The following is a 13907-nucleotide window of genomic DNA, read 5'->3' as shown; positions in this document are numbered from 1 at the left end:
TATGAATGTTCACGTCAGGTTTTCTACGACCTAACGTAAGCACCCACACAAATTACTTGATACCAGTTTGTTAAAGAGCGTTTCCTGCAGAACTTGCTGCAGCAAAGAAGCGAGAATTATACAGTGCCTCGCCGGACTGTCAAACTATTTTTGCTGCCGTTTTGCCTAGCTGAACGCCTTGGCTTGGCAACGAAAGAGGGGCATTCTACAGCCTGACCGGGAAAGGTCAACAGGAAGTTATTCCTGATTAGAATCGAGGCGGAGTATACCTATGAATTCATAGGTAATTTTATTGTAATAATTTTATCGACAGCGTCTGATAACTTTGCTTTTGGGCTGATTACCGCTGCTGTTCAGTGTTTTTTCAGTTGCTGTTGGCGATAGTAACGGGGTGTCATTCCATATTGTTCACGAAACACGCGACTGAAATGTGACATGTTATTGAAACCTGCCTGCATTGCGATTTCGGTTATGCTTAGATGATTATGGAGTTGACTGGCCAGATAATGACGACAACGGGCAATACGCTGTTGAGTCATGAAACGCATTAAAGAGGTCTGCTCCTGCTCAAACATCTTATTAATGTATCGCGGCGATAATTTAACCGCAGCAGCTATGGTTGCTGCGTTCAACTCACTGTTACCAAGGTTGTGTTTGATAAATTGTTTCACGCGCCACAGTGACAAGCTTTGCGATTGCGATAACTCGGTTTGCTTTCCCTGGCTCCCGATAAGTGAATAGCTCAGACTATCTATGGTGGGCTCGGCAAGAGACTGAAAGGCGCCATGCTCCAGTGTCGGTAATTCGTTAACTATAGATTGAATCAGTCTGGATGTGACAGCACCGATGCCATCATGGGTATTGAGTTTGCTCGCGGTGAGCTGTTCTACGTTAGCGATACGCGCGTTGAGCAAATGCCGTGGCACAGAAATCAGCACCTTGGAAAATGGCTGAGGTATCGTTATACGGTGCGGTTCAGTCGCATCATATAGAGTCATCTCTCCCGGTTTCAGGAATGACTCACGTCCTCCCTGTTCAATTTTGTATTGTCCGGCAGTTAGTAAAACCACAAAGTAACAGTCTTGGGTGACGTTTTCCGGTTCGCTCGGCAATCGTTCAAGGGTGATGGCGTTGGAATAAATCGGAGACAAACGTATGCCCTGTTGCCAGGGATAAATGAACATGTCGTTGTAAAGATATGTGTCATCCGGTGGCGTAATTTCAACATTGGCGTATTGTTTTCCAATCACCTCCCTCAACCATTCCAGTCTCTGTGAAGCAGGCTGATAAGCCGTACTGAAGCGCTCGCCACCGAGACGCTGGAGAGGTAAATCTGATGATATCGGGCCAGGCTGATTCATGACACAACCTTTTCAGTCAAAAATTAGTACCAGATGAGCAAAGTGTTAAGCCCTCTGTTTTGGCATGATTCTTTTGATTCTAACTATATCAACGGGAGAGATTATGACCAACAAGCAAGAACATGCCGGCAATATCGTTTTGATTCGTGGGGCTTGTCTTTGGATATTAATGGCCTTGATTCTGGCCTGGGCTCTGGTGGGACTCTACAATCAGGTGGGCTTTGTGGAAAGCGTTTTTCCCGGCAAACCCAGCAGAGTGCTTCAGGCTCATATCGACTTCTTATTGATGAGCGCACTGATTCTTGGTTTTTATGCGGCCAGGGTCGCCCTGCCCTGGCATGTCAGGTGGGCTATGGTGGTTGGCGCTTTCACCAATTCCAGCCTGTTTTTGATGTATGCATTGTTTCCCAGCTTAGATCCGGCAACAGAATATTACACGCCGTCCGGGCTGGGTTTCATGCTCTCAAATATTTACCTTTACGCCAGTCTGCTGGTAACCAGCTACGGTTTTGGCAAAGCAGCGGTCGTGGTGCTGAAACACAGCCTTATCAATCAGGTTGAGGATAAAAACTGTAAACGCTGCGGCAGGAAGCTACTCTGAAACTGCATGACCGGCAGTTTCTGTACAGCACTGCCGGTCACTCATTTTAATTAGCTGTGATACGGGCGAACTTTCTTTTGCCGACCTGGAAAACGCCTTCCAGTCCGGCTTCAATCAGTAACGATTTATCGGCCACTTTCTCGCCATCAATTTTGACGGCGCCCTGTTTGATCATGCGCATCGCATCTGAGGTACTGCCCGTGAGGCCGGCTTCTTTAAGCACATTGGCGATCGCCATGCCCTCAGCCCCCACAGATAAAGTGATTTCGGGGATATCATCAGGCAACTGGCCTTTTTTGAACTGGTTTTCAAAGCCATCACGGGCTGCCTTGGCTGCCGCTTCATCGTGGAAACGGGCAACAATTTCCTCGGCGAACTCTTTTTTAACTTCGATTGGGTTACGGCCCTGTTCGACCTGCTGGCGCCACTCATCAATCTCGTTGACGTTACGGAAACTCAATAATTCGATATAACGCCACATCAGGGCATCAGAGATCGACATCAGTTTGCCGAAAATATCCTTGGGGCTATCGTTGATACCGATATAATTGTTCAGCGATTTGGACATTTTCTGCACACCATCCAGACCTTCCAGGATGGGCATGGTTAAAATGCATTGTGCCGGTTTGCCATAAGCTTTTTGCAGTTCACGCCCCATTAAAAGGTTGAACTTCTGATCAGTACCGCCCAGTTCGACATCGGCTTCCAGCACCACCGAGTCGTAGCCCTGTATTAAAGGATAGAGAAACTCGTGAATCGCAATCGGCTGATTATTGGAATAGCGTTTGTGGAAGTCATCACGCTCGAGCATCCGGGCCACCGTGTGGTTGGAGGCCAGACGAATCATATCGGCCGATGACATGTCGTTCATCCAGTGCGAGTTGAACACCACCTCGGTCTTTTCCGGATCGAGGATTTTGAACACCTGCTCCTGGTAAGTAATGGCGTTCTGCTCGACCTGCTCAGGCGTGAGTGGCTGGCGGGTGACGTTCTTACCGGTGGGATCACCAATCATGCCGGTGAAGTCACCGATAAGGAATAAAATATGATGGCCCAGATCCTGGAACTGCTTAAGCTTGTTTAGCAGCACGGTGTGTCCCAAGTGCAGGTCCGGTGCGGTCGGATCGAAACCGGCCTTGATCCGCAAAGGTTTAGCTGACTCGAGTTTTTCGATCAGTTCCTTTTCCACCAGTATTTCATCAGCACCACGGCGAATCTCGCTCATCGCCTCTTGTACAGGGATCATCTAGCTACTCCGAGTTAATTTTGTGATGGCGGGCAATGTTATCACAACAAGCTTAGCGGAAGGGGTTCCAATTCTCTTAAAATGCTGCCAGAATTGGAAGAATTTATAATTTCAGCAAGAGTTTGCATATGAAACGTAACAGACTTTTGAGCAGTTCGCCTCATGCACGGCTGTTCACCAGCGAAAAACCTTCCCATAGCAAACGCCACCACATCCTGCTTTTATCACTGCTCACCATTGTTGGTATTTTCCTCACAACCATGGTTCTGGCAACCAGCACTCCTGTCAGCACCGACACCAAGTCAAAACAGATCCAACTTCCTGGTCAAAGCAGCCAGCAGCTTATTCCCAGCAAAATCACTGAAACAACTAATAACACTAGCAAAGCTGTCAGCCTGAAAAAAACACCGCTTAATGAACAGCCTAACAACCCGGCTGTATCACGTGTGCCAGTTCCATCGAAACAAGCCGCCTCGTCTGAGTCCGTGCAAGCAGCGACACCTGAAACCGAGACTGTCAGTCTTGCCGAGCCGGCGCAGCTTGAACAACTTCATCTCAAACAGCAACAAAACGCGGCAGCAGAAGCTACTCCCGCCACAACCGATGAAGTGCTGGCTGCACCCCAGACAGTCAGCACCCCATCTCTGAGCTGGGAAGAAGTGACCGTTCAGTCTGGCGATAACCTGTCTTTGATTTTCCCCAGAGTCGGACTGTCGGCACGTGACGTATACAACGTGGCACAAACAGGTGATGAAATCGCGCCGCTGCTGAATCTCAAGCCCGGCCAGACCCTGCGTTTTGGACTGTCTGAGCAGGATGACATCATCACATTGGAAAAACTCGCGCTGAAACTCAGCCCGATAGAAACTTTTCAACTCAGCAAGACTGAAGATGGTTTTGATACTGAAACTTTGACCCGTGAAGTTGATAGCCGTCAGAAACAAGTCGCCGGCAGCATTGAAAGCTCCCTGTTCGGATCAGGCCTGAAAGCCGGTATGTCAGACAAACTGATTATGGAACTGGCTCATATCTTCGGCTGGGATATCGACTTTGCGCTTGACCTGCGTCAGGGCGACAGCTTCAAAGTGATTTTTGAAGAGTCCTATCTTGATGGTGAGAAAATCGGTGACGGTAATATTCTCGCAGCCGAGTTTACCAACCGAGGCAAGACCTTCCGGGCTATTCGCTTTACCGATGCTGAAGGCAGCAGTCATTACTTTGCGCCCAATGGCGACAGCATGCGTAAAACCTTTACCCGCACACCGGTACATTTCTCACGCATCAGTTCCCGCTTTAATCCCAACCGTAAGCATCCGGTACTAAAAACCACCCGCCCTCACCGTGGTGTGGATTATGCAGCACCTACAGGCACGCCGATTCTTGCGACCGGTGATGGTAAAGTCAGCTTTGCCGGTACAAAAGGCGGTTATGGCCGCACTGTCGTTCTCTCTCATGGCGGTAAATACACCACGCTTTATGCCCATATGTCACGCTTCAAGAAAGGTTTGAGAGCGGGTCAGCGCGTTAAACAAGGTCAAACCATCGGCTATATCGGCAGTAGTGGTCTGGCAACCGGCCCTCACCTGCATTATGAATTCCGTGTCAACGGCGTTCACCGTAACCCGCTGACCGTAGCCCTGCCCAAGGCAGAACCGCTCAACAAAAAGTATATGGCCGAATTCAAGCAACAATCTCAGCCTCTGCTGGCACAACTGGATAACCTGTCACTGCCGGCTTTGGCATTCAACCAGTAATCCGCCTATGGCTCTTTATATCGGCGTCATGTCAGGCACCAGCCTGGACGGGATAGATATTGCCCTGGTTGACTTCAGTCAACAGGGCATGAAGCTGCGCGCGGCAGAAACCTATCCCTTTGATGAGCAGCTTCGCCGCGACCTTGTCGCACTCATCGACTCGGGCCGTTGCCACCTACAGCAACTGGGGCAACTGGATATGGCACTGGGCCATGCCTACGCTGACGCCATCAATCAATTATTGGCTGAAACACAAACCCCGGCAGAGAATATTGAAGCCATTGGCTGTCATGGTCAGACGGTCTATCACGCGCCTGAGGCGGCTTTCCCATTCAGCATGCAGATTGGCAATGCCCATGTGATTGCAGAGAAAACCGGCATTGATACTGTGGCTGATTTCCGCCAGCGCGATATGCTGCTGGGTGGTCAGGGGGCCCCACTGGTACCGGCTTTCCATCAGGCTCTGTTTCATAGTCAAAAACATGACCGTGTTATCGCCAATATCGGCGGTATAGGCAATATCACCATTCTGCCAGCAGATACTGAAACACCGGTATCAGGCTTTGACACCGGGCCGGGCAATGTTCTGCTGGATCAGTGGTATCAGCAGCACCATCGTGATCTCTACGATGAAAATGGTCAGTGGGCGCGTGACGGTGAAGTCGATGAAGATTTTCTACAACTGCTGTTGGCCGACCCTTTCCTGCAACAACCCGCGCCTAAAAGCACTGGCCGTGAATACTTCAATCTGAACTGGTTAACCCAGAAACTGGCTGAGCTGGACAAGCCCATCAAAGCCCGTAGCGTGCAGAAAACCCTGCTGCAGATGACGGCCACTTCAATTGCCCAGGCAATACAGCATTATGCGGCGCAGACGGATGAGGTATTTGTCTGTGGCGGCGGCGCCCATAATGAAGTACTGATGCAGACATTACGAGACAAGCTGCCTGAGATGCAGGTCAGCACCACTTCCACGCTGGGACTGGCACCGGACTGGGTTGAGGCCTGTGCCTTTGCCTGGTTGGCACAACAGTTCACACTGCATCAGCCCGGTAATCTGCCGGCGGTAACCGGTGCGTCCAGAGCCGCTATCTTGGGCGCGCTCTATTCGTCCAGCGAGGCGTCGTAACCGAAGCTGTCCATCAGGTGCTCACTGGAGGCATCTTCATCGATCTTCAGTTTGAACAGCCAGCCATCACCAAACGCATCCTGGTTGACCAGTTCCGGACTCTCTTCCAGTTCCTGATTGACGGCGAGAACAGTACCGCTCACCGGCATGTGAATATCCGAGGCTGATTTGACCGACTCGATAAACATGCAAACATCGCCCGCCTGAAAGTGACTGCCCGGCGTCGGCAGCGAAACAAAGACAATATCACCCAGCTGGTCCTGCGCATGCTCGGTGATACCGACGGTCATTTCCTCACCGTCTTCTTCGTTCACCCACTCATGGGTAGGGGCATAGCGTAAATGATCGGGATTGGCTTCCATTACTGTCTTCCATATAAATCATTAAGCGCTTTCAGTTTAGCAGCAATCTCATCATCTACCCTGTCCCACTCAAACTGCCAGCCCCAGTTCCCTTCCACGGTGCCAGGTACATTCATCCGGTGTTCACCATCCAGCGAGAGAATATCCTGCATCGGTACCACGGCCAGCTCGGATACCGAACTGAGCGCGGTGCGGATAAGCAGCCAGGGCATGGTTTCACTGGTTTCTCCCAAATAAGCATGCAGATGCGCTTTCACGTGCTCTTCCAGACTCTGATACCAGCCCAGCGTCGTGTTATTGTCGTGGGTGCCGGTATAGGTCACACTATCCTCGCACTGCTGATGCGGCAGATAAGGATTGCTGGCATCGCCGCCAAAGGCGAACTGCAGGATCTTCATCCCCGGCATAGCATATTTCTCGCGCAGGGCCGTCACCTCGTCAGTAATGATGCCCAGATCTTCGGCTACCAGCGGCAATTCGCCAAAATGCGCCAGCATAGTGTCAAACAGTTGCTCGCCCGGTGCCGTCACCCACTGCCCGTCAATCGCGGTTTCACAGCTGGCCGGAATTTCCCAGCAGGCTTCAAAGCCACGGAAATGATCGATGCGAATCAGATCGAAGCATTCCAGTTGTGTCTGCAGACGCCGCCGCCACCAGTCAAAGTTATGTTCGATATGACGCGACCATTGATACAGAGGATTGCCCCAACGCTGACCTGTTTCGGAAAAATAATCCGGTGGCACCCCGGCCACCCGGGTTGGCTGTCCCTGTTCATCAAGGGTGAACAAATCAGGTTCGGCCCAGACATCGGCACTGTCATGAGCAACAAAAATAGGGATATCGCCAAACAGGTTCACGCCACGCTCATTGGCGTAAGCACGCAATTGGTGCCATTGACGGTAAAAAATAAACTGCTCAAAACGACGAATATTAAGCGCCTCCTGCCGTTCACCCCTGACTTTATCCAGCGCTTGGGGCGCTCTGTCACGCAGTGCAGGTGGCCAGTCGAACCAGGCCTGTGACTGATTTAAATGGCGCAGCTCGCGAAACAACACGTAGTCTTCCAGCCAGTATTGATGCTGCAGGCAGAAAGTGGAAAAAGCCTGCTTCTCATCTTCATCGGCAGCGTCGATAAACTGTCGATAGGCATGGGCTATCAGCTCTGACTTTTTCAGGTCATTCAGTTTATCCGCTTCAGCCCAGGCCTCGGCCTTGAGCCTATCTGCACAGATCAGCCTGTTATTACCGGCATGGGCAGATAAACACTGATAGGGCGACCGATCACCATGAGTGGGGCCCAGCGGTAACATCTGCCAGACACTGACACCTGCTGATTGCAGAAAATCAACAAAGCGGTACGCATCCTGGCCCAGGTTGCCCGAAGGCAAGCTGGTAATGTGTAGGAGCAGGCCAGTCCGGCGTTGATCGAATATATGAGCCTGTCGCATTAATTACCGCGGCGCATCGTGCCGGCCTGCTCCATACTGCCTCCACCGTGTGAAATCACTTCTGATAATTTTTGCGGCACTTCTTCTCCCAGCATTTGATAGAGGTTGGACAAGTGCAGGCGATAAAGTCGCTCAAAATCACTGACACTGTCGGCCGAGTTATAATCCCCAAACCACCAGAACCAATCCGAGCCCTCGCAAATCGCCAGTTGCCGTTCCAGGGCTTCACGGGTCTCATCATCAAAGTCGTTCGTCGCCATTACCCTGTCGTAGGTTTTCTTGGCTTCGCTGAGAAGATCCCAGCCACGATTCTTGTCGGGATCCCCAATCCAGGTGGAATAGGTACCAAATACCCAACTACCGCCCACCATCTTGGGCAGTTCCGCTGGGGTAACACCTGATTGCAGTGCCTCGGTGAAGGTGGTCAACTCGATATCCGGGTGTTCTTCCAGCCGGCGGTACAGCGCTTGCAGAAAGTAATAGCCGTTATAGGAATAATATTCCCAGGCATTTTCGCCGTCGAGAATTACCGACACTACGCGGTCATGATCACCCTCAGTATTTTTCTTGATGTTAAGCAGGTGATGAATGAAGTCATTCACCGCATCGTCGGCGCCCCACTTGGTGTAGAGAAAACCGATCATATCGGATAGGCCATCGTCACGGAAAAAACAAGCAGGGCTGGCACCAGGCAATTTGTAAGGTTTGTGGATGCTGGCATCAGCCATCTCTGAGAGCTTGAGGCTGTTTCGCAGTACATTTTCCCCCGTCGCAGCCCATTCAAAGCCATGCTGGGCAATCACCTTCAGTGTCTCTGTCGAGACAGCACCTTCTGATGGCCAGCAGCCTTTGGGACGGAAACCGAAGAAGGATTCAAACACCCGCAGTCCCTCTTCGATATGCCAGTGGACGCGTTCACGGCCACCGGGATAATGGGTGATCTCGGGTAATTCAGCACCGGGCATGGCTTCCAGCGTTGAATTGATATCCAGCATCAATGGCACAATCGGGTGGGCGTATGGCGTAACCGACAGCTCCACGCGGCCACTTTCCGCCAGTCTTTTGTAACGCGGGAGCAGATCATGAAGTAATTCGCCGATAACAATCACCAGCTGCCGGCGATCATGAAAGTTAAACAAGCGGCCTTTTTTCATCAAAGCCTGAATCCTGACATCACTGCGCCTGACCGATTCGGCCATCCAGACCAGGTGATACCAGACCAACAGGTCGATCATGAACTGATCGTTGATGTAATTCAGCCGGTCCGGCTCTTCCAGCGTCCAGCGGGCCATTTCCACCAGCCGGGCAAAATGCGGAAACGGCTGGATCAATTTTTCTTCATCGGCCCGCAGACAGGCTGAGATCAGCGTCTTACGCTCCTCGGCATGATGCGGTTGCACCGGTGAGTCGAGTGCCATCAGTAAGGGATCTTTCAGCCGGCCGGTGCCTTTAAAACGACCTTTAAGCTGCTCATCATAGTCAGCCAGCTGCTCCAGCAAAGTCGGCGCAAAATTGACCACTGCCTTGGCTCCGGGCACGTTCTCCAGGTGCCAGGCCATATCGGTATAGTCTTTAATGGCGTGCAAATAGGTCCAGGGCAGTTGGTACATGCCGCCCATGGGTTCGCTGTATTGAGGCTGGTGCATGTGCCAGCACAGAACAACCTTGAGTTTATCTGACATAGCGATAGTTTTGTCCTAACATTTCCGGCGTGACGAGCACCACACCTTTGGGCGAAACGAAATAGCGTTTAGCATCCTGTTCCAGATCCTCACCGATCACCGTCCCTTCCGGGATCACGCATCCCTTATCAACGACCACATTTTTCAGACGGCAGTGACGGCCAACCGACACGTCCGGCAAGATGACACTGTCCTCGATCAGCGAGTAACTGTGGACCTCGACATTAGAGAAAAGCACCGTGTGTCGAACGGTCGAACCGGAGATAATACAGCCACCTGATACCATCGAATCTACCGCGGTGCCGCGACGGTCATCATCATCGAATACAAATTTGGCCGGCGGTTGCTGCGCCTGATGGGTCCAGATAGGCCAGTCATCGTCGTACAGGTTCAGCTCCGGCGTGACGCCAATAAGCTCCAGGTTAGCCGACCAGAATGCATCAATGGTACCGACATCACGCCAGTAACCGGGGTCATTTCCCTGCACATCTTTGTAGGGGAAAGCCACCACTTTATAGTTCTTAATCAGGTTGGGAATAATGTCATGACCGAAGTCATGGCTGGAGCCTTTGGTGTCGGCATCCTTAATCAGTTGTTCATAAAGAAAGGCCGCATTGAAAACATAAATGCCCATTGAAGCCAGTGCCACATCTTCACGACCGGGCATCGGTGTTGGCTCATCCGGCTTTTCATCAAACGCCACAATGCGTCTGTTGACATCTACGGACATGACACCCAGCGCCTTGGCCTCTTCAATCGGCACTTCAATACAGCCAATAGTCATATCAGCATTCTGGGCAACATGTTCTGCCAGCATATCACCATAATCCATTTTGTAAATATGGTCGCCGGCCAGAATCAATACATACTCAGGGCCATGATTACGCAGAATATCAATGTTCTGATACACCGCATCAGCCGTGCCCTCATACCAACCCTTTTCATTACGCATAGAGGCTGGCAGCAACTCGACGAACTCGCCCAGTGCACCCCGCATAAACCCCCAGCCCTGCTGGATATGACGAATCAGCGAGTGCGCCTTGTACTGGGTCAGCACACCGACCCGGCGAATGCCGGAGTTGACACAGTTGGAGAGTGGGAAATCAATAATGCGAAACTTGCCGCCGAACGGCACTGCCGGCTTAGCCCGCCAGTCTGTCAGTTGTTTGAGTCTCGAACCACGACCGCCGGCTAAAATCAGAGCCAGAGTGTCACGAGTCAGACGACTGACAAAACGGGTGCTGTTATTTTCGCTCATATTGAATTCTCCGGCCAAAGCCCTATGATTTGTGATGTAATACTGTTAGCGTGCCATAGAGGCGCTGAACACGGCAATTAAAATAATTTCACGGGATATTATGGCAATGGTTTTTGACAAGAATTTGAATGAAGACACAATAAAAATCATTGAAGCCCGGCATCACGATCCCTTCAGCGTGCTGGGTCTGCATCAGGAAAAAAACCAGACCGTTATTCGCGCTTTTCTGCCCGATACCCTACACGCGACTATCGACGACAAACTCCCTATGCAGCGTGTTGAAGGCAGCGATATGTTTGTCTGGAAGGGCGATCAGACTGAAGTCCGCTGGCCCTATAAGATCCACCGCCAGCGTCATAACGGTGAGGAAGTCGCTTTTCACGACCCCTACAGCATCATGCCCCAACTATCAGAATATGACCTGCACCTGTTTTCGGAGGGCAAACACTGGCATGCCTACAAAATCCTGGGTGCCCACGTGTACGAAGTGGAAGGTATTAAAGGTACCTTGTTTGCCACCTGGGCACCGGGGGCTGAACGGGTCAGCGTAGTCGGCAATTTCAACCAGTGGGATGGCCGTCGCCACCCGATGCGGGTCAGGGGCAACAGTGGTGTCTGGGAGATTTTCATTCCCGAGCTTGAGCCCGGCGAACTGTATAAATTCGAAATCCGCAGTCGTGTTGATGGCGGCCTGCACCTGAAGATGGACCCCTATGGTCAGCAATGTGAGCTACGCCCCGGAACGGCCTCTCGGGTAACCGCAGCCAGCCAGCACCGCTGGCAGGATGAAGACTGGATGGATACGCGCGAACATGCCGACTGGCTGCATGAGCCACATTCGGTTTATGAAGTGCACATGGGCTCGTGGAAACGTCATGCTGACGGCCGTTTTTACAGCTACCGTGAGCTGGCCGAAGAACTCGTTCCCTATGTCAGCGAACAGGGTTTTACTCATATCGAATTACTGCCGATTACCGAGCACCCACTGGATATCTCATGGGGCTATCAAACCACCGGTTATTTTGCCCCTACCAGCCGTTTCGGCTCACCCGATGACCTGCGTTTTTTCATCGACCGTTGTCATCAGCACAATATTGGTGTCCTGCTCGACTGGGTGCCCGGACACTTTCCCAAGGACGCTCATGGCCTGGCCCGCTTCGATGGTACAGCACTCTATGAACATGCCGATCCCCGCCGTGGCGAACATCAGGACTGGGGCACGCTGATCTTCAATTACGGCCGCAAGGAAGTCTTCAACTTTCTGCTTTCCAGTGCTTTCTACTGGCTGGAAGAATTCCATATCGACGGACTGCGTGTCGACGCTGTGGCCTCAATGCTCTACCTTGATTACTCACGTGAAGAGGGCCAATGGCTACCCAATGAATTCGGTGGCCGTGAAAACCTGGAAGTGATCGACTTTCTCAAGCACGTTAACAGCGTGCTGCACAAGGAACATCCCGGCTCTATTATCGCCGCCGAGGAATCGACCTCCTACCCGATGATCTCGCGGCCAGCTCATATGGGTGGGCTCGGTTTCTCGATGAAGTGGAATATGGGCTGGATGCACGACATTCTCGAATATATGCAGATGGACCCGATTCACCGGCGCTATCATCATGATGCGCTGACATTCGGCCTGCTTTACGCCTTTACCGAGAACTTTGTCTTGCCCTTCTCTCATGATGAGGTCGTCCACGGCAAAAGCTCCATGCTTTACAAGATGCCTGGTGATGAATGGCAGCGCTTTGCCAACCTGCGTTTGCTTTACACCCTAATGTTTAGCTATCCGGGCAAAAAACTGCTGTTTATGGGCTGTGAGTTTGGTCAGGGGAATGAATGGAACTGTGAAACGTCGCTGGACTGGTACGTACTGGATTACCCGGTTCATCAGGGTCTGCAAAAGCTGATCCGTGACCTCAACCAGCTTTATCGTGACACGCCGGCTCTGCACGCCCATGATTTTGACCCACATGGTTTTGAGTGGATTGACTGCAATGACCGGGAACACTCGGTACTCAGTTACCTGCGTAAAGATGCTAGCAGCTTTATCATCAACGTCTTCAACTTCACGCCGATGCCCCGTGAAAAATACCGGGTGGGCGTGCCGGAAGCCGGCAACTACGAAATCGTGCTCAACTCCGACTCGGAGTTTTACGCCGGCAGCAACTACCACAACCCGCCAGTGATTGAAGCCGAGGCATTACCGAGCTCTGATCGCCCCTACTCGATCAAACTCAACCTGCCCCCCCTGGCCGGATTAATCATCAAGAAAATTCATTAGCTGTGGTCAAGAAAAAGCGCATCTCTCGTAGTTATTATCAACAACAAAAAAAATTGTTGCAGATAGAACTGCTTAAGGTGCAGCTTTGGGCCAGGGACCAGGGCCAACGCATTATGGTGCTGTTTGAAGGCCGCGATGCGGCTGGCAAGGGTGGCACGATCAAGCGTTTCAGCGAGAATCTCAATCCTCGTGGTGCCCGCGTCGTCGCCCTCGGTAAGCCCAGCGATGTCGAACAGCAACAATGGTATTTCCAGCGTTATCTGTCGCAGTTACCGGCTGCTGGGGAAATCGTGTTGTTTGATCGCAGCTGGTACAACCGTGCCGGCGTTGAGAAAGTCATGGGCTTTACCAGCGATGACAAATACCAGCTGTTTCTGGAGCAGGCACCAGAGCTGGAACGGCTGCTGGCCGATGAGGGTATTTACCTGTTCAAATACTGGCTGTCTATCAGCCGCAAGGAACAACAGGCCCGTTTTCAGGAAAGGCTCAGAAATCCTTTAAAAAACTGGAAGCTGAGCGAGATTGATATTATCGCCCAGGAAAAATGGGAACAATACAGCGAAGCGCGCGATCAGATGCTGGCCCACACCCACACATCACATGCCCCCTGGGTGGTCATCAAAAGTGACGACAAGCGGGCAGCCCGACTCAATTGTATGCGCCACTTTCTGCAACAACTCCCCTATGAGGATAAGGACGAGACACTGCTGCAGGAGCTGGATGCAAAGGTGGTGTATTCACCGCCCTTCCCGGCATTTAAACGCCGGGCGGGCGACAAAGACTGA

The 13907-nt window shown here is 51.6% G+C and carries 11 protein-coding genes; 5 read left to right on the top strand and 6 right to left on the bottom strand.

The annotated features are described in order from the left end of the window. Window positions 1-353 precede the first annotated feature (353 nt). Entirely contained in the window at window positions 354-1250 is an 897-nt protein-coding gene (locus tag Q0X64_RS12920) for a helix-turn-helix domain-containing protein (RefSeq protein ID WP_297813882.1), read from the bottom strand. 214 nt (window positions 1251-1464) lie between these two features. Between Q0X64_RS12920 and Q0X64_RS12915 the strand changes: the two genes are divergently transcribed. Further along, window positions 1465-1962: a hypothetical protein gene (locus Q0X64_RS12915; protein ID WP_297813880.1), complete on the top strand. Its 498-nt coding sequence runs from the start codon at window positions 1465-1467 to the stop codon at window positions 1960-1962. A gap of 46 nt (window positions 1963-2008) precedes the next feature. Here the strand turns inward: Q0X64_RS12915 and tyrS are convergent, their stop codons facing one another. Then, window positions 2009-3208 carry a tyrosine--tRNA ligase gene (tyrS, locus tag Q0X64_RS12910; RefSeq protein ID WP_297813877.1) on the bottom strand — a complete coding sequence of 400 codons (1200 nt, stop codon included), beginning with the start codon at window positions 3206-3208 and terminating at the stop codon, window positions 2009-2011. A 128-nt stretch (window positions 3209-3336) separates the two neighbouring features. On the opposite strand from tyrS, the gene Q0X64_RS12905 reads away from it, so the two are divergent. Continuing rightward, complete coding sequence (locus Q0X64_RS12905; RefSeq protein ID WP_297813874.1) at window positions 3337-4962, top strand: peptidoglycan DD-metalloendopeptidase family protein; 1626 nt, start codon at window positions 3337-3339, stop codon at window positions 4960-4962. 7 nt (window positions 4963-4969) lie between these two features. Continuing rightward, window positions 4970-6091: an anhydro-N-acetylmuramic acid kinase gene (locus Q0X64_RS12900; RefSeq protein WP_297813872.1), complete on the top strand. Its 1122-nt coding sequence runs from the start codon at window positions 4970-4972 to the stop codon at window positions 6089-6091. On the opposite strand, the gene gcvH is transcribed toward Q0X64_RS12900, so the two are convergent. From gcvH to glgC, 4 genes are read right to left on the bottom strand one after another with little or no spacing between them, the layout of a single operon-like run. Next, window positions 6067-6453 (bottom strand): glycine cleavage system protein GcvH, encoded by a 387-nt coding sequence (gene gcvH, locus Q0X64_RS12895; protein ID WP_297813869.1) that lies wholly within the window; start codon window positions 6451-6453, stop codon window positions 6067-6069. The two genes, Q0X64_RS12900 and gcvH, sit on opposite strands and share 25 nt — an antisense overlap. Then, entirely contained in the window at window positions 6453-7901 is a 1449-nt protein-coding gene (gene malQ / locus Q0X64_RS12890) for a 4-alpha-glucanotransferase (protein ID WP_297813866.1), read from the bottom strand. Before malQ ends, gcvH begins: the two co-directional genes overlap by 1 nt. Beyond that, complete coding sequence (locus tag Q0X64_RS12885) at window positions 7901-9583, bottom strand: glycoside hydrolase family 57 protein (RefSeq protein ID WP_297813863.1); 1683 nt, start codon at window positions 9581-9583, stop codon at window positions 7901-7903. Before Q0X64_RS12885 ends, malQ begins: the two co-directional genes overlap by 1 nt. Then, on the bottom strand, window positions 9573-10841 hold the full coding sequence (gene glgC, locus Q0X64_RS12880) for a glucose-1-phosphate adenylyltransferase (RefSeq protein WP_297813860.1): 1269 nt from the start codon (window positions 10839-10841) through the stop codon (window positions 9573-9575). Before glgC ends, Q0X64_RS12885 begins: the two co-directional genes overlap by 11 nt. A gap of 100 nt (window positions 10842-10941) precedes the next feature. Between glgC and glgB the strand changes: the two genes are divergently transcribed. Both glgB and ppk2 read left to right on the top strand, forming a co-directional pair. Beyond that, window positions 10942-13122 (top strand): 1,4-alpha-glucan branching protein GlgB, encoded by a 2181-nt coding sequence (glgB, locus tag Q0X64_RS12875; protein ID WP_297813857.1) that lies wholly within the window; start codon window positions 10942-10944, stop codon window positions 13120-13122. A gap of 2 nt (window positions 13123-13124) precedes the next feature. Beyond that, window positions 13125-13907 carry a polyphosphate kinase 2 gene (gene ppk2 / locus Q0X64_RS12870; RefSeq protein WP_297813854.1) on the top strand — a complete coding sequence of 261 codons (783 nt, stop codon included), beginning with the start codon at window positions 13125-13127 and terminating at the stop codon, window positions 13905-13907.

The sequence above is a fragment of the uncultured Methylophaga sp. genome (assembly GCF_947259025.1).
Lineage (GTDB): Bacteria > Pseudomonadota > Gammaproteobacteria > Nitrosococcales > Methylophagaceae > Methylophaga.
Note: the sequence above shows the minus strand (reverse complement) of the source record. Positions and strands in the feature narration are given on the sequence as shown.